Origin of the sequence: Lacihabitans sp. LS3-19, from assembly GCF_024343575.1 — a bacterium.
Lineage (GTDB): Bacteria > Bacteroidota > Bacteroidia > Cytophagales > Spirosomataceae > Leadbetterella.
On the sequence record NZ_RJUA01000011.1, the window covers coordinates 25,977 to 42,641 of the forward strand.

A 16,665-nucleotide genomic window follows, 5' to 3' on the forward strand; every position below is an offset into this window, starting at 1 on the left:
TCTCAATAAATTTAAAAATTCTTATTATCTGAAAAATGCAAATTATATTTGAAAAATTTAATTTAGAATTTATAAATCCTATGCTTAAAAATATACTAATAACCTTTTGCATTCCTTTGTCTTTACTTGCACAAATACCACCTTTTGATTCAATAAAGGCAAATCCAAATAAAAAAAATGAAATAAACATTAATGTTTATCAGGTAGTATTTCCAAGAAGAATTAGCTTCTCTTATGAAAGATTTTTGAAAAAAAATACCTCCGTTGCTTTAGAGCCTATATTATTTGAAGAATTAGGCTTTGATAAATCAAGGCATAGTTATCCAAATATTGAAAGCCATTCTTTAAAGTTAAAATATATTTTTTATGTAAATCCAAATAAAAACCACTATGGATTTGCTTTTTATCCACTTTTAAAATATACAACAAGTTTCAAAAACTTTCCTTCCATTTTAATTAATGAACAAAATAAAAAAATTTCAAATCTTAGTTTAGGAAATGGATTTTATTGGAAAAGGATTTATAAAGAAAGAATTGGATTTCAACTTGGGGCAGATATTTATATTGTAGCATTCAGTAGAAAGTTTTTATACAATGATTATAAATTCAACAATACCTTAAATTTTAGTTCCAATTTAAATTTTCGATTTTAATGAAAAAACTACATATTTTAATATTTTTTATCTTAATGCCTAAGCTTTCTTTAAGTCAAAAGGACAGTTTAAATAATTACAAAAAAAATGAATTTAAATGGGATATATTTAACTCTATAGCAGCTACAGAAGATACTAATCCAGTATTTTTATTTCATTATGAACGTTTTCTAAAACAAAAGAACAAATCCATCCAGTTTTCATATTCTCACAACGATAAGTTTATGATATATGGTAATAAATATAGCTTTTTAAGTGACCCTAAAATTCAACATAACGTTTTTGCCAAATCTATTTCTATTTCGTATAATTTCATTTTTCCTCAAAAACAAAATTTCTCATCTTTTTCTATTTTCCCGCTTTTGAAAAGTACTTTTTTTAAAGATAAATTATTAAACTTAGACCAATATTATATTGAATATGGTATTATTGAAAAACGGCTTTCTATTTCCGGTGGTCTGGGGGTAGCTAACAAATGGGTATGGCGAGATTTAATTTCCTACCAAATATATGCCTCATGTAGTAAAAGTATTTTAAATACGAAATCAAATTATCAAACAATGGATAATAGGATTGATCCTCGTTTAGGAATAAACTTGGGGTACATGTTTTGATTTTTCATAAAAAATTAAATCTCTATATTTTCCTATGCAATTTTTCTTCCTAACATTTATCAGCATAAACTTAAAAATCGAACCAAAAAAAACACATTCCCCAAAAAAAACAACCACAATCACAACCAATTCACCTAATGTTTTTGTTCTAAAAATAAGCTCAGGTTTTTTAATGCCTGAATTTTGAAAAATAGAAAAAAATAAGGATCAAAAATGAAACTGAACATTAAGGATACTTTTAATAAAAAACTCGATATTGACCCCATAGCAGAAAACTATGTGCGTCAGGTTTCAGGTGCGTTTATGTCTTTGGTTGCTCCTACTCCAGTGACCAATCCTTCTTTGATTCATGTATCAGACGAAATGTTGAAAGAGCTTGGTTTGAGTCAAGAAGATGCCAAAAGTGAGGAGTTTTTGGAGGTTCTTTCAGGCAATAAAATATATCCTGACACGCAGCCTTTTGCGATGTGTTATGGTGGGCATCAGTTTGGTTCTTGGGCTGGGCAATTGGGCGACGGAAGAGCTATAAATCTTTTTGAGCTTAATCACGAAGGAAAACAATGGGCAGTACAACTGAAAGGTGCTGGTAAAACGCCCTATTCCAGAACTGCGGATGGCTTGGCCGTTTTGCGGTCTTCGGTTAGAGAATATCTTTGCAGCGAGGCCATGTATCATTTAGGCGTACCCACAACGAGGGCTTTATCATTGGTTTTGAGTGGCGAAAAAGTCCTTAGAGACATGCTTTATAATGGAAATGCCGCATACGAAAAAGGTGCTATTGTCAGTAGAACAGCTCCAAGTTTTATCAGATTTGGGAATTTTCAGATTTTTGCTGCTAGGCAAGACCATGAAAACCTGCAAAAGCTTTTGGATTATACAATTGAGCATTTTTACACTGAATTAGGAACTCCAAGCAAGGAAACTTATTTGGCTTTTCTTCAAGAAGTATCCTCAAGAACCATAGAAATGGTGGTGCATTGGGAAAGAGTAGGGTTTGTACATGGCGTAATGAACACCGACAATATGAGCATTCTTGGCCTCACGATAGACTACGGCCCCTACGGTTGGGTGGAAGACTACGACCCCAACTGGACGCCAAACACCACGGATGCTTCACAAAGCAGGTACAAGTTTGGCACGCAAGGCGAGGTAGCCATCTGGAATTTGTATCAATTGGCCAATGCCTTTGTTCCTATTATCAACGATATTCCAGCCTTAGAAAAGCTTTTAGAAGGCGTACAAAATGAATATCATCAAAAGCACCAAGAAATGATGCTTAAGAAATTAGGTTTGTCAGAAAGTACGCCAAATCCTAGCGTTTTAATCAAAGATCTTAAAAAATTACTATACAATAGTGAAATGGATATGACCTTATTTTTCAGGACTTTATCAAGCTTTGAGCCGAATAAGATATCAGAATTTATTGAGCAGATTACGGAATTTACCTATTCAGAAAATTTCGAAAATTATAAACCTAAATGGAATACTTGGCTAACTTTTTATGCCGACCAATTGGCTTTGCAAACCAATAATAATAGGGCTATAGAAATGAACGCTACTAATCCAAAATACGTTTTACGTAATTATATGGCTCAGCTGGCCATAGATGCAGCTGACAATGCAGACTATAGTTTGATAGAAGAATTATACACCATGTTAAAAAAGCCTTATGAGGAACAACCAGCGATGGAAAAATACTTCGCGAAAAGGCCAGATTGGGCAAAACATAAGGTTGGCTGTTCGCAATTAAGTTGTAGCTCATAATTACATCAAAGAAATAATATTAATAACAAACAATACAAATGAATACTTGGAATAAGCTCGAAAGTGAAGCGGAATTAGAAAAAATCATAGAAAAATCTACAGAAAAACCACAGGTAATATTCAAACACAGCGTGACATGCGGCATTAGTGCTCACGCCGAAGATAAACTTAAAAATGGGTCAGACTTAATCACTGCCAAGGCAGATTTCAACTACTTAGACTTATTGAGTTACCGCCCAATATCTAATCTTATAGCCGAAAAATTAGAAGTAAGACATCAGTCACCGCAAATCATTGTATTAAAAGACAAAAAGGTAGTTTACCATAACTCTCACCACGCCATTGATCCAAAGAAAATAGCAGAGGTTTTGTGAAAAAAACCTGAAATTAAAGCTATATTTTTGTATCTTAAATATAAAAAATGGCTTGTATTTTTCGAGAAATAAAAATACTTCGTCCGACTAAAAAAAACTCATTATAAAATTTGAAAATTAAAACCTTACAGGGTTTCGAATTCAAAAGGAACCATTTTTATTATAACAATCCCAACCCTTCGGGGTTGTGATTATTGATTATCAATGATTTGGAAATTTAATTTTCAATACTTAGTCGGGAGCCGTTAAAATAAAAATTATCTAATGAGAATATTATTGAGTTTTTTAGCCTGTTTGACATACACATTTGTGTTTTCTCAACAGCCTACTTATGATGAGATTTTACAAAAAGAAATCCTTTCAAACACAATAGAAAACAATGAGGCTAGTTTGCAAAAACCGTATGTGATTATGGTCTCAATAGATGGTTTCAGACATGATTATGCTGAAAAATATCAAGCCAAAAATATTCTAAAAATAGCAGAAGAAGGAAGCTCAAGCACCAGATTAATACCTTCCTTCCCTTCCAAAACCTTTCCTAATCACTATAGTTTGGTAACGGGTTTGTATCCTGAACATCACGGAATTGTATCGAATGCATTTTATGATAAATCGACCCAAAAAGAGTATGCGATAGGCAATAGAACAGAAGTAGTAGATGGAAAATGGTATGGCGGCATTCCACTTTGGAATCTTGCTCAAACGCAAGGAATGTGTGCCGCTTCGTATTTTTGGGTAGGATCGGAGGCAAATATAAATGGACTTTTTCCAAAATATTATTACCCTTATCAAAAAACCGCACCTTACGAATACCGGATCCAGAGAGTACTTGAATGGCTACAAATGCCAGAAAAAACAAGGCCTCATTTTATTACCCTATATTTTTCGATGGTAGATACGCAAGGGCATAATTTCGGGCCAGATGCAAAAGAAACTAAGGAGGCGGTTTTGTATGTAGACCAGCAAATAGGTGCACTGCGTGAAGGATTAAAAAAACTAAATCTTCCTGTTACACTTATAGTAAGCTCTGACCATGGCATGGTGAATGTCTCGAAATATTTAAACGTCCACGATTATATCGAAATGGACAAAAAACAATTTTACAGTGGTCCTGTGGCAATGATATATACCAAAACAGAGGAAGAGAAAGAGAAGTTTTATGATGCTTTAAGTACGCAAACGCAATTCAAAGTTTACAAAAGAGAGGCCGTCCCAAATTACCTCAATTACAGCGAGAATGAAAGAATAGGCGACTTGGTGCTTGTGGCTGATCCTCCTTACACTATTGTTTATTCTGAAAAAGAAATGGTGGATAAGCCAGGAGGTACACATGGCTATGACCCATTTGAAAACAAAGAAATGGGGGCGATATTCTATATTGAAGGCCCAACAATTAAAAAGAATTTCAAGCTTGCTCCCATCGAAAACGTCAACATTTATCCTTTGGTAGCTCACATTTTAGGATTGAACATTTCTGAAAAAATAGATGGAAAATTGGAAACAACTGCTGGAGTTTTGATTGAAAAATAATAAAATTCAAAATTTCTAAATTTAAAGTCCCACTTTTAAGGTTTGGCTTACCATTTTGCTAATACAATTTTGTTGAAGTTTTTTTGCTTATTTTTTGTGTACTAATACTTTAATTTCCCCTTCTATTCCTTCAAAATTCTCTAATGCTTTCCCAAGGGCCTTATTTCATTAAATTTAACTTCATGGCGTAACCCAATTTTGAAGACTTAACCAATAAAATGCCTATTTGCCCAATTGTATTTAACTTATTGGTTATTTCTCTCCTTTCCCACAAGAACTGTACTCCTTGTTTTTTAACGACAAAATTATTCATTCCTGTTTTCTAAAAAGAAGAACTAAGTCCATAAAAAACACCGAAATACTGCATGTTTTTGCTTTAAGGAAACAGTATTATTTGTAATATAAGATTACTGTGGCATCCGACTAAAATATATTTTATAGGCAAATCGGTCTTGAATGGCCTTTCAAGGTACTTTTTTTGTCTATGGTGAAAATGACCCCCTATTTACTTTGTGTCGGCTGCCGCCTGGGCCTTCATTTTTTTTCAAAAAAAAACGAAGCAAAAAAAACAGCACCCAGCAAACTCACGCACTCAAAATTCTCTTAATCAGTAGTTTATGTTATTAGTTTTTTCGAAAGAGAATTTTGATTGCGTTCAAACAGTGCTGGCTGATATAATGAATCATATTTATTTATTTTTAATCGGATACCAGTAATAAAAGATTTATAAAAACCTAGGTTCAATAATTCAGGTTGTTAAAAAAGTTCTGGATATAAAACGTATTCTAGCCTCAAGCTTTGCAATGATTTCTGATAATTATTTCACCGGAATGCTGGAAGATGACTGGAACAAAAACCATAATTGGAGCAGTAAAAGAGTACCAAACTTATGCGAAAAAGTGATTATCAGTGGTGATCCTGTAAAAGTAAAAACTGGAATGCATGCCCGGGCGGCATTTATTGAAACCGAAACTGGTTCCCTTTTTGAAACAGAAGCTGGTGCGGTAATGAGTATTAATCCAGATTGATTTAAATCCTTTTTTTCAGCGAATGTATTTTAAACAAAACATTCGGCCCTATTTTAACCAGATTCTATTTCACCCGAATAAGTTTAAGATCCTGAAAATCGAAGCTGAAATCAATATCGGGGGAGATACCTTTCATTTTTATACCCGTTGCTTTTCCGATTTCATCCAGTGTAAAACTCGCAAAAGCATCGCAATCCATGTCATCATATTGCCATTTGATGGCAAAAGTATTGGCCTGGTAAAAATGCATTTTGCCGTTTAGTTTGGGTGATTTTTTGGAAACAAACCAAAGCTCATTGTCTTTATAGCTAATTTCTACTTCACCAAACCAAGGGTCTTTGTAAGTTCCTGTAAATGAATCTTTTGACGGGGAAGTGATTTTGTTCAATTCTACGGTTTTCCAAACAGCATTTACTACGGAATCTACTTCGCTTGCCGAATGATCGAGCCGATCTTTTGCCCAGCTTACCCAATCTGTGGTTTCGGCTCCGAGAAGCACATCTTTTATGCTGCGGGTTATGCTTGCATAAGCGAGTCCACCAGGATCGCAGTTGGTAAGTACAATGATACCTGCATTCAACTCCGGAATCATGGTCACATAAGATAGCATACCGGGTAAGCCACCGGTGTGATCAATGATGGTATAACCTTTTTGATCACCCAGAAAGAACCCCAGCCCATATCCATAATAGTGGCTTTGGTATTTTCCATTTCCAATGGCCGAAAAACCAATATTCGTATGGATACGCCAAAGCATATCGTGGTTGCTTTTCGAAATCAGGGTTTTGCCTTCCCCATATTTTCCTTCTTTCAGGTGCATATTTACCCATTTTGCAAGCTCGCTTACGGAGGAATAGATGCCTCCGGCGGCTCCCAATGTGCCATCTTTTTTAGTGTAAGTTCCAAACTCAATCAAGTTACCTTCTTTAATCCTGTGCGGCATAGCCACATTATTGTCTGATTTTATGTTTTGGAAAATCCCCACAGTGCAATCCATACCAAGCGGTCTCATTATTTCTGTTTCTACAAATTGATCCCAAGGTTTTCCGCTCACTCTTTTAATTACTTCGCCAGCTACCACATAGAGGAGGTTGTCGTAGTCGTATTTGGTTCTGAAATCAGAAACGGGTATTTGATATTGAAAGCTTTTCAATACATCATCAATGCCATAATCTCCGCCATCTGGAAAAAACATCAGATCGCCAGCACCAAGTCCAAGTCCGCTTCGGTGAGTGAGCAAATCGATTATCGTAAAATTCGCCGTAACATAGGGAGAATACATTTTAAATTCGGGTATGTAATCCACAACTTTGTCATTCCATTTAAGTAATCCTCGATCAACCAGAATCCCCAATGCTGTAGTAGTAAAAGCCTTACTGTTAGATGCTATGGCAAACAAAGTTTTTTCATCCACCTTTTTATTAGTATTGATAGATGCTAAACCATAGCCTTTTTGATGTATAATTTTACCATCTTTCACTACGGCTACTGCCAAACCTGCATGAGGCATGGTGCTCATTGAAGCATTCACCACCGAGTCGATGAAAGCTGAAGATGGCATTTTTTGGGCCTTAGCAATACAAGAAATAAAGAGTAATAGAATAACCGTTTTTTTCATAGAAGTTAAATTAGTATTCAAATATAAGTAAAAGAGTTATTAAATCAGGATTATGCTTTGGAATAGCTTTTACAAACTGAATTTTCAAAAGGAAAAGAATATTTAAATAAAAGAATAACATGTAAAAGAGATTATTTTTGACTTCCTATCCCGATTATTAGTTTTTGATACCCATTTTAATAAATATCATTTTGTTTTCTGCATAAAAATGTGAAATTTAGCTTTACTAAAAATAGCATTTAAATTAATCTAAAACACCTGAAATATTGCAATCTGAGTTATTTGTTTCTTATTTCCTTCCTGGTTTTATTTCAGGCCGGAGCACAAGAAATTCAAACCTTGCCTTATGGATGTCAGCCATGTGTAGATTCTCTCATTAAAAAGTTTGAGCATCCAAACGATTTCGGCAAACTTGAGTCAAAAGATACCCTAAAGTTTGATTACACGATTGAAATAAAAGAAAGTCAGGAAGTTTTACTTTTTATTGGTGACCCAGACTATAGTTTCATCAAACATACTTATAACCATCAAACACAGACCATTTATAGTGGGAGGTATATGCCAAAATCAAAACTCACTAATAATGAGAGAGTTTTTGTCACGCTTTATCTAGAAAAAGGCACTCATAAGATAAATATTTCGAGCTATTCCAAATACGACACTTATCATTTCACCCAACCATATTTGATACAAGGCATATCGCACGATTACGTAAAAAAGAAGTTTGAATCTAACAATGCTATGGCTAGAATAATGGGCTTAGGTTTTATTATCCTCTTTGCATTTGTGAGTTTTTATTCTGCATTCAACGCCCTTGTAACTAAAAACCAAGACTTTAAAAACTATGCTATCTATGCTTTTTCTATTTTTATATTTCTCTTTCTCATGGAAGATTGGTATGCCCAGTGGCATTTCCTTTTTCCGGAACACCCCGACTGGTACTTGTATTTAAGCGACCCCGCAAAAGCATTTATTCTTTGGGTCTATTTGTTTTTTAGTGAGCATTTTTTAGCCTTGAAAAAGAACAATCCTAAAGCCTTAAGATTATTAAAAATCTTGCAACATTCCTTGGTTGCTTTGGGTATAATTATGAGCCTTACTTTGCTTATTTCACATGACTTTGGTGTAGTCAGAAAAGTATCTATTATTTACATAGGTCCTTGTCTTATGTGTATGGTTTTATTTTACAAAATCATAACGGGCAACCTTAATTATCTAAGATATTATGTACTATTGGGTGGTTATGTGATTTTTTTGGGATTTCTTGGGAGTGGAATAATAGCCTTGTACAGTAAAGCCCCATTTTACCGCTCCTACTACCAAGAGACTTTTCATGGCATTATGGGTTTCAATGTGATGCAAATTGGAATTTGTATAGAAATGATGGTTTTTTTGATGGCCATAAGTTTAAAAAACAGAGACACTTTAAAAGAAAAAGAAGCTTTACAAGGACTGACGCTCAAACAGTTTAGAGAGAACGAAATTCTCCAAAAAGAAGTAGAAAAACTACTCAAAGAAAGGCTGGAAGAAAGCGAAAAGATGTTGTCTTCAGAATTGGCAAAAACAGAAAAACAGGGCAATCAAATTGAACTTTTCAAGGCACAATTAAAGTCATTGCAACTGCAAATGAACCCTCATTATTTATTCAATTCATTAAATTCTATCAACGACTTTATTATTTCAAAAAAAGCAGAAGAAGCCTCAGAGTATTTAGCTCTTTATGCAAGAATGATGCGAAACATACTTCGAAATTCGAACAAAACATTTAATACTTTAGAATTAGAACTTCAGTTTTGTGAGGATTATTTAAAACTAGAATCGCTTAGGTTTGAGAATAGATTTGAATACAAAATAATACCACCAAAAAACATTATTATTTCGGAGAAAAAAATTCCTGGTATGATGTTGCAAACAGTTTTAGAAAATGCCGTTTGGCATGGCATAATGCCCTTAAAAAGAAAGGGAGAAATCATAATTGATGCCAGCCAAAGTACTCAAAGCGAAGTAATAGTGAAAATATCTGACAATGGAAATGGAATGCCTGAGCAAAAATTAAAACAAGAAAAAGAATCTTATGGACTGAGTAATATCCAAGAAAAAATAAAAATCCTTGATAAACTATATAATAAAAAAATATTATTTGAAATGAGCAATTTGCCTAAAAATTCAGGATTGGTTGTTAAATTCGTTTTCCCCGAAATGAAAGATAATTACTTAGAACAATGAAATACACAGCCATTTTAGTTGACGACGAAGCACATGCCATCCGAACATTATCTGCCCAAATTGGTTGGACAAAATTACCTATTGAAATCACATTTACGGGTAATTCTGTAGAAGAAACCGAGGATTTTTTGAGACTTAACAAACCAGATTTTCTTTTTTTAGATATCAAAATGCCTGGACAAGGAGGTTTTGAATTGTTCCCAAACATTGACCTATCAGTAACGGATGTGATCTTTACTACTGCTCACGATGAGTTTGCCCTTCAGGCTTTTCAGCATCAAGCTTCGGGATATTTGATGAAGCCTGTTAGTACTATCGAGCTAAAAAATCTTTTAGGAAAATTGATTAATAAAAGAGGCGTTTTAGCAGCCGAATCCCAAGACTTGTTAATTCAAGAAAAAACAGGAATTCTTAAAATCCCCTTGAGCCAAATCTTATATATTTCTTCAGAAGGTAGTATTTGTTTGATTCATAAAACAGATGGTACCAGGAGATCTGTAAATAGTTTATTAAAAGACTTAGAAGTTAAACTTAATAATGGCAATTTTTATAGAATCCATCACCAATATTTGGTTAATCTTACTAAAGTCAAAGAAATAATTAAAGCTAGAAATTCTGAAGCCATATTGGAAACTGACGAGAAGTTACCAATTAGCAGAGCTAAGAAAGCCACTTTTTATGAGGTTTATGAGTCTCTAAATAACATTTAATCCGCCGCAAAATAGAAATCTACACCAATTATTAACTTTAAAGTACCAATTATTTTTAAAGATTTTAGAATAAACTGATTCATTCGGAATTTCAGGTTTGAATTAATTTTTTAACATAAATCTTTTCTAAAATGAAACTTAAAAATACATTGTTAATTGTTACTGTGGTCTTTCTTAATCTTTCATTGCTTACATCGTGTTCTACCACAGATCCAGAACCAGAAGTACCTTTTGCTGACCAAATAATGGGTGAATACGTGGCAGATTCATATACCTCAGGTTCTAAGTTGATTAATCTTCCGGCCGTTAATTCTGATGGAGTGATTGCAACATTAAGGGTAATTTTGAATAAAATAAGTGATAATGAGGCAAACTTTGTAATTGTCTTTAAACAATCAAAATCTGGTGTGGAGAATTCAACGCAATCTAAAAGTGATATAATTAAACTTTCAAAAAATAGTTCTGGGGCTATAGTAGGCACTGAAAGTCATGGGTATAGTCTATCGTATATGAATGATAAGGTGGTGCTAAATATACCAAATGCAGATCCAAACCTTGCTCTGGTTATAAATGCGAGTAGGTCGAATTGAAATTATTAAGCTAAAATTTAAAATGCTAATTCTGTAGATTTTGATTCGTTGATTTCTTATTTCTAAAAATGTTTAGTGAAATCTTTCGGTTCGCTTTCAATATCCTATATATAAGAAACTTAGCCTAATGTATAGTTTCCAAGAATCAATTAATAGTTTGAAAGCCTTATCCATTTCTCATTTATGTAACGCATTGCTTTTAGATTTCATCGTTGGCTTTTCTTTTAAGTTCAAAACTTTAAAAAATAGAAATCTAAAAGCTTTGCAAAATTCGTTTTCCCAGAAATGAAAAACAACTACTTCGAATAATAAAATACACAGCAATTTTAGTAGACGATGTAGCTCATGGCATCCGAACGCTATCTGCCCAAATGGAATTGACCAAATTACCTATTGAAATCACATTTACGGGTAATTCTGTGGAAGAAACTGAGGATTTTTCGAGAATTAACAAACCAAGTTTTCTATTTTTAGATATCAAAATGCCTGGACAAAGAGGTTTTGAATTGTTCCTAAATATTGACCTATCAGTAAGGAATGTCATCTTTACTACTGCTCACGACGAGTTTGCCTTTAAGTCTTTCCAGCATCAAACTTCGGGTTATTTGAGTCAGCCCCTTAGTACCTTATAGCTGAAATCGCTACTTCAGAAATTGATAAACAAACGAGGTATAATTGCAGCTGAAAATCAGGATTTAATTATTGAAGAAAAAGTGGTTTTTTAAAAATTCCACTAAATCAAATACTTTACATCTACTCCGAAGGAAGTATTTCATTGACAAAAAAAACTGATGGTTCCGTACGATCTGTCAATAACCTTCTGAAAGAGCTTGAAGAAAATCTTTTGAATTCAAAATTTTTCAGAATAGATAATCAGTACCTCGTAAACTAGACATAGGTGACTGAGATAATAAAATCAAGCAATGCTGAAGTAATTCTTGATACGGCCGAAAAACTTCCTATTAGCCGATTCCGAAAGGCTGCATTCTATGCTCATTTTGATTGAATTTCTTTTTCAGCAGGTCCTTTTTTTACCATAAAATCAAAAACCATCCTGATTATTTGGTTTCATGTACCATCCATTTAATAAAATTACCCTATCTGTACTATCCACTCTAATTTAGGGTTAGCTTCAAAAACAAAGCAAAAGTCTCATTGACAAACCAATACAAAGTTTTTGAATATAAAATCACCAAATATCCTTAATAAAGTTTTCTTTAAATTATTTACAACATTAAAATTATTGAAATGAAAAAACTGTCCCTTTTCCTTTGCTTATTATTGAGTATTAACTCCTCCCTTTTTGCACAAAGTATAACTCTTTTACCTGACGGTCAATCTGAGCAAAAAAGCACATCAACACCTTTTTTTAAAATAAAAGGCATGAGTTCTCCCGAAATCACTGGGATTCGAAGCATGAGTTCCTTAACCAATCCAACTCCTTTAACTGGAGAATACTCTATGTTGAAAATAGGAGGCCAGGCATATAACGGATCTAATTTCACCAGTGATAGAATCAGAATTAGATTTTTAGCAGCAGAAAATTGGACCTCTAGCAACAATGGAACAGCAATGCAATTTTATGTAACTAAAAAAGGGACTAACTTCATGACTAACGGTATGTATTTAGACGATGAAAGTAAGCTTGGGATTGGTGATTTTGATTATTTCAAACCAGTTGAACATAAACTTCATGTTAAAGGAGGCGATTTCAAAGTAGAGGACACAACACCATTTATGTTTTTAAAAACTACTGGGGCTACTGGAACAGGAAATGCTGGGATTACTTTTCAAAACAGCCTAAACCAAGCCAAAGCAGTAATTAACTATAATCATGTAGATGATTACTTAAGAATAGTAAATGGATCATCAACAACTGATGGTGTTTTTGTTACTAAAACGGTTTCAAATATTAATCAGGTTGGAATCGGCACCAACACTCCAGAAGGCAAATTACACCTAAAGGCCAATGGCTCAGGAACTGTACCTCAGCTAGTAATTGAGGAAAATAATAATAGTGACTTTGGACGAATAAATTTCAGTAACTTTTCCTCCCCTGAATTATGGACGCTGGCTGGCAAAACTGATGGTGTCATTGCCAACGCACAATTTAATATCTACAATACTCACTTTGGTAATGTGGCCACTTTTTATGGTAGTGGAAATACTCGACTTGCTGGCTTTTCACAATTAGGTTCAACAGCTCCTTCTATAAAAATGAAGAAAATATCTGGTGTAACTGATGCCGGTTCAGTAACACCTGTAGCCCATGGCTTAACAAGAGATAAAATACTTGCCGTTGACATTCATATAACCAATGGATTGGGTGTAAACTATCCACCATCAGGAAACGGTCTTGGTCCGGTAGATAGACAATATAGATATTATATTAACAGTGCCCATATAATGTTAGATGATGTTGCCTCAGCTTTGCAAGAACAGAATTATTGGATATTGATAACTTACGAAGAATAATCCCACTTAAATCTAATAAATTCATGGAAACTAATCCTATTTTTGTACGAATTGGAGGTCATTGTAATGCCTACCCGGAAGATATCCTAAGCCTAAAAGGTGATATAAACTATACCATTTTGAGTTTTACAAACGGTGATACCAAAATAGTAGCCACTACGCTTAAAATATTGGAAGAAAGATTGCTTCCTTTCGGATTTTATCGCACCCACAAAAACTCAATTGTGAACATGAAGTTTGTCAAAAAGTTAATTAGAAAGAAAGATAAACTATTCGTAAAACTGACCAATGCCGACCAATTACTGGTTTCGAGGCGAAGGGAAGCCGGTTTATTTGAATTAACGAATGAATTACAAACTGCAATCTAAAATCCAACAAAAATGATTTTTTCTTGTCATAAAATTGAAAACTGTACCAGTTATTTGGTTTTAGTTACAGTTTATTTATAAAAAGTTTATGACTCTGAGTTTTGCGACTAATATGATTTCATGATATTTATTTGCGATTAAAGAATCCAAGTTTTTTTTTTACTAGGGAGATAATAATCGCAAATTCATTTGCTCTCAGTTAACTTTTTTATAGTCTAGGAAGAAAATTCTACCATTTTACTGCTATTGTCAAACCTTTTTGCCAATTCAAGCTTTCACATGGGACAGCGGTTGCATATATACTAATTGGTATAATCCGCTTAACTGCGAAACTAATATAGGTCTGTGTTTTACTTACAGTAATAAATAAATTAAAGTAGCAAATTGGAATATTGGCAAAATATCTGACTATAACATAATAACTACAATACCTAAAAGTGCATCATTACTTTAGGCCGTAAAGCCCTGTAAATATCGATTTTAAAAGATGCGAACTTTGTATTCAATGCCGAGCTATGCGTAGTACTCAAAGTAGAAAATTTAATTTTATTCTAAAAAAATATATAATCTGGTTTTGTTAAACAAAAACATCCAAAATATGAAAAAAAGCAAATTAATTCTTCTACTTTTTACAATCTCAGTTATTTTAAATTCTTGTTCCAAAACAACGGACCCTGGTTTAGAGAATAATGTTTTAGGAGTTTGGCAGGGCATTTTAATTGAGCCACAATTCGGAGAATTGATTACCAATTTAACTATCAATAATACAACATTGAATGGTCAATCTGGCTCGGGATCGTTTAAATCCGGAGACATATCCGTTTGTAACGACAACCTATTCAATTGTGTTCCATTGGCTTGTACATTTAATCTCTCCCTGCTATCCACGTCAGGAAGTAGTTTTTATGAATTAGGTCAAATCCTGATTGAGACTAATTCCACATGTGGCGATGGTATCTTTGAAGTTACCATAGTTGATGAAAATAACCTGAGTGTAAAATGGTATCAGGAGGAATTTCCGGAAAATATAGGTAGGGGGAATTTGACCAGGAAATAGATCCTGATTTAATATCTCTCCTGGCTTATTTTCTTGCTTCGGCAAGTTGCAAACTAATTTGGAAAGAGTTTGAAGTGATACTATTCCATTCTCTTAGGGAAAACATTATTCTCCAAAGCCCATTCGTGCCATTTGGCTTCCATTTCCTTTACCAGATTTCCATTTTCGCTGGCAATGTTATTTCGCTCTGTTCGGTCATTTTTTAAGTCAAAAAGCTGCCATTCGATATCTTTTATTTTTTTAATTGCCTTATAGTCTCCTTTCCGCACCGCACAATAATCCTGATGCTCCCAAAAAAGGTATTCTCTTTTGTTAGGTTTTCCACCATTTAATATGGGCAGCAGACTTTTACCCGCCATGGGGTAAATACTTGATTCACCATGAAAAGTTAAAGGGTATTTCGCTCCTGAAACCTCCACCAGCGTTGGCATCAGGTCTATCAGATGGCCTATTTCGTTGGTGAATTTACCCGTGTTTTTTATGTGCTTGGGATAATGCACAATCATGGGAGTGGCTATGCCGCCTTCATAAGGTTTTACCTTGTATTCGAAAAAAGGCGTATTCGAGGCATTCGCCCAGCCAATACCGTAAGAAACGGCTCCACTAAAATCCGGGTCATTAATCAGGCTTGCATCCTTGCTGCCCAATTCATCGTAATTTTCAGCACAAGCACCGTTGTCAGCTAAAAAAATAATCATGGTATTATCTAACTTTCCAGACGTTTCCAAGTAATCCAAAACTTTACCTACGTTATAGTCCACGGCATATACTTGGGCTGCGTAAACAGCCATTCGGTAAGCTACTGCATCTTGCTCTGCTACACTTAGGTTTTTCCAAGCTCTTACCCGGCTGTCTCGCTCGGAAAAGCCCCAGTTTTTATCTATCAAACCCATTTCTATTTGTCGCCCGAGTCGGTTTTTTCTGATTTCGTCCCAACCAACTGCATATAGATTTTTGAATTTCTCAATATCTTCTGCTTTAGCCTGAAGTGGCCAGTGAGGTGCATTATAGGCCAGGTATAAAAAGAAAGGATTTTCGTCTTTTTGCTCTTTTATAAATTTTAGTCCGTAATCCGTAAAGGCATCTGTTGTGTAATAGTTTGGATCCTCTGGTGCAGCCATTTTGGTATTATCCAGCCAGAGTCCACGACCACCTTGTGGTTTTAAATAGCTGGTGGCTCCAGCCAAAATGCCATAGTAATGATCAAAACCTCGCTGCAGCGGCCACTTTTCTTTTTCATTCATGCCCACATGCCATTTGCCTGTCATGTAGGTATGGTAGCCATTGGTTTTTAAAACTTCGGCTAGAGTCACGCAATTTCTATTCAAAAACCCCTGATATCCATGCGTTCCCCAATGCATAGCATCTGGTTTTTCCGGATCTTCGGCCATTAGGCCAATTCCCACTTTATGAGGATATTGCCCTGTTAGCAGACTGGCACGGGTCGGGCAGCACCTTCCGGTATTGTAAAACTGTTTAAAACGCAGTCCATTTTTGGCTAACTTATCAATATTTGGCGTTGGAATTTCCCCGCCATAACACCCGATATCGCTAAATCCCATATCGTCCACCATAATTACAACGATATTGGGTTTCTCCGATTTTTGAGCAAAAATGAAATAAGGTAATAAAAATAAGATTAGTCTTAAATACATCTC

16 protein-coding genes are annotated in these 16,665 nt (G+C 34.4%); 14 read left to right on the forward strand and 2 right to left on the reverse strand.

Annotation, left to right across the window (positions count from 1 at the left end):
* Positions 1-35: 35 nt before the first annotated feature.
* From EGI22_RS10285 to EGI22_RS10310, 6 genes are all read left to right on the forward strand, one after another.
* Positions 36-653 (forward strand): hypothetical protein, encoded by a 618-nt coding sequence (locus EGI22_RS10285; RefSeq protein ID WP_255068236.1) that lies wholly within the window; start codon positions 36-38, stop codon positions 651-653.
* Complete coding sequence (locus tag EGI22_RS10290; RefSeq protein ID WP_255068237.1) at positions 653-1,267, forward strand: hypothetical protein; 615 nt, start codon at positions 653-655, stop codon at positions 1,265-1,267. The genes EGI22_RS10285 and EGI22_RS10290 overlap by 1 nt, the downstream gene beginning before the upstream one ends.
* A 213-nt stretch (positions 1,268-1,480) precedes the next feature.
* Positions 1,481-3,031: a YdiU family protein gene (locus tag EGI22_RS10295; protein WP_255068239.1), complete on the forward strand. Its 1,551-nt coding sequence runs from the start codon at positions 1,481-1,483 to the stop codon at positions 3,029-3,031.
* A gap of 38 nt (positions 3,032-3,069) precedes the next feature.
* Entirely contained in the window at positions 3,070-3,405 is a 336-nt protein-coding gene (ytxJ, locus tag EGI22_RS10300) for a bacillithiol system redox-active protein YtxJ (protein WP_255068241.1), read from the forward strand.
* 264 nt (positions 3,406-3,669) lie between these two features.
* Positions 3,670-4,935, forward strand: a complete 1,266-nt coding sequence (locus EGI22_RS10305) for an ectonucleotide pyrophosphatase/phosphodiesterase (protein WP_255068242.1) — start codon at positions 3,670-3,672, stop codon at positions 4,933-4,935.
* Between the two features lie 803 nt (positions 4,936-5,738).
* The gene (locus EGI22_RS10310) at positions 5,739-5,963 is read left to right on the forward strand and encodes a hypothetical protein (RefSeq protein WP_255068243.1); all 225 of its coding nucleotides are present in this window, start codon (positions 5,739-5,741) and stop codon (positions 5,961-5,963) included.
* A gap of 64 nt (positions 5,964-6,027) precedes the next feature.
* On the opposite strand, the gene EGI22_RS10315 is transcribed toward EGI22_RS10310, so the two are convergent.
* Positions 6,028-7,524, reverse strand: a complete 1,497-nt coding sequence (locus EGI22_RS10315; RefSeq protein ID WP_255068245.1) for a serine hydrolase — start codon at positions 7,522-7,524, stop codon at positions 6,028-6,030.
* A 339-nt stretch (positions 7,525-7,863) separates the two neighbouring features.
* Between EGI22_RS10315 and EGI22_RS10320 the strand changes: the two genes are divergently transcribed.
* The 8 genes from EGI22_RS10320 (at position 7,864) to EGI22_RS10350 (ending at position 15,007) form a co-directional block, all read left to right on the forward strand.
* Complete coding sequence (locus EGI22_RS10320) at positions 7,864-9,807, forward strand: sensor histidine kinase (RefSeq protein ID WP_255068246.1); 1,944 nt, start codon at positions 7,864-7,866, stop codon at positions 9,805-9,807.
* Positions 9,804-10,517: a LytTR family DNA-binding domain-containing protein gene (locus EGI22_RS10325; protein ID WP_255068247.1), complete on the forward strand. Its 714-nt coding sequence runs from the start codon at positions 9,804-9,806 to the stop codon at positions 10,515-10,517. Before EGI22_RS10320 ends, EGI22_RS10325 begins: the two co-directional genes overlap by 4 nt.
* A 131-nt stretch (positions 10,518-10,648) precedes the next feature.
* Complete coding sequence (locus tag EGI22_RS10330; protein WP_255068248.1) at positions 10,649-11,107, forward strand: hypothetical protein; 459 nt, start codon at positions 10,649-10,651, stop codon at positions 11,105-11,107.
* Positions 11,108-11,430: 323 nt separating this feature from the next.
* On the forward strand, positions 11,431-11,739 hold the full coding sequence (locus tag EGI22_RS10335) for a LytR/AlgR family response regulator transcription factor (protein ID WP_369010871.1): 309 nt from the start codon (positions 11,431-11,433) through the stop codon (positions 11,737-11,739).
* Between the two features lie 95 nt (positions 11,740-11,834).
* The gene (locus tag EGI22_RS24125; protein ID WP_369010872.1) at positions 11,835-11,999 is read left to right on the forward strand and encodes a LytTR family transcriptional regulator DNA-binding domain-containing protein; all 165 of its coding nucleotides are present in this window, start codon (positions 11,835-11,837) and stop codon (positions 11,997-11,999) included.
* Positions 12,000-12,355: 356 nt separating this feature from the next.
* Positions 12,356-13,582 (forward strand): hypothetical protein, encoded by a 1,227-nt coding sequence (locus EGI22_RS10340; protein WP_255068250.1) that lies wholly within the window; start codon positions 12,356-12,358, stop codon positions 13,580-13,582.
* 23 nt (positions 13,583-13,605) lie between these two features.
* Entirely contained in the window at positions 13,606-13,950 is a 345-nt protein-coding gene (locus EGI22_RS10345) for a LytTR family DNA-binding domain-containing protein (protein ID WP_255068251.1), read from the forward strand.
* A gap of 598 nt (positions 13,951-14,548) precedes the next feature.
* Positions 14,549-15,007, forward strand: coding sequence for a hypothetical protein (locus tag EGI22_RS10350; protein WP_255068252.1), 459 nt, complete (start codon positions 14,549-14,551; stop codon positions 15,005-15,007).
* 80 nt (positions 15,008-15,087) lie between these two features.
* On the opposite strand, the gene EGI22_RS10355 is transcribed toward EGI22_RS10350, so the two are convergent.
* Entirely contained in the window at positions 15,088-16,662 is a 1,575-nt protein-coding gene (locus EGI22_RS10355; RefSeq protein WP_255068253.1) for an arylsulfatase, read from the reverse strand.
* Positions 16,663-16,665 lie beyond the last annotated feature (3 nt).

Bases quoted from the DNA above. Each gene is read 5' to 3' on its own strand.
- ytxJ (WP_255068241.1), top strand. From the start codon at position 3,070: ATGAATACTTGGAATAAGCTCGAAAGTGAAGCGGAATTAGAAAAAATC.
- EGI22_RS10310 (WP_255068243.1), top strand. From the start codon at position 5,739: ATGATTTCTGATAATTATTTCACCGGAATGCTGGAAGATGACTGGAAC.
- EGI22_RS10345 (WP_255068251.1), top strand. From the start codon at position 13,606: ATGGAAACTAATCCTATTTTTGTACGAATTGGAGGTCATTGTAATGCC.
- EGI22_RS10285 (WP_255068236.1), top strand. From the start codon at position 36: ATGCAAATTATATTTGAAAAATTTAATTTAGAATTTATAAATCCTATG.
- EGI22_RS10295 (WP_255068239.1), top strand. From the start codon at position 1,481: ATGAAACTGAACATTAAGGATACTTTTAATAAAAAACTCGATATTGAC.
- EGI22_RS10340 (WP_255068250.1), top strand. From the start codon at position 12,356: ATGAAAAAACTGTCCCTTTTCCTTTGCTTATTATTGAGTATTAACTCC.
- EGI22_RS10355 (WP_255068253.1), bottom strand. From the start codon at position 16,662: ATGTATTTAAGACTAATCTTATTTTTATTACCTTATTTCATTTTTGCT.
- EGI22_RS10315 (WP_255068245.1), bottom strand. From the start codon at position 7,524: ATGCCATCTTCAGCTTTCATCGACTCGGTGGTGAATGCTTCAATGAGC.
- EGI22_RS10325 (WP_255068247.1), top strand. From the start codon at position 9,804: ATGAAATACACAGCCATTTTAGTTGACGACGAAGCACATGCCATCCGA.
- EGI22_RS10290 (WP_255068237.1), top strand. From the start codon at position 653: ATGAAAAAACTACATATTTTAATATTTTTTATCTTAATGCCTAAGCTT.
- EGI22_RS10305 (WP_255068242.1), top strand. From the start codon at position 3,670: ATGAGAATATTATTGAGTTTTTTAGCCTGTTTGACATACACATTTGTG.
- EGI22_RS10330 (WP_255068248.1), top strand. From the start codon at position 10,649: ATGAAACTTAAAAATACATTGTTAATTGTTACTGTGGTCTTTCTTAAT.
- EGI22_RS10350 (WP_255068252.1), top strand. From the start codon at position 14,549: ATGAAAAAAAGCAAATTAATTCTTCTACTTTTTACAATCTCAGTTATT.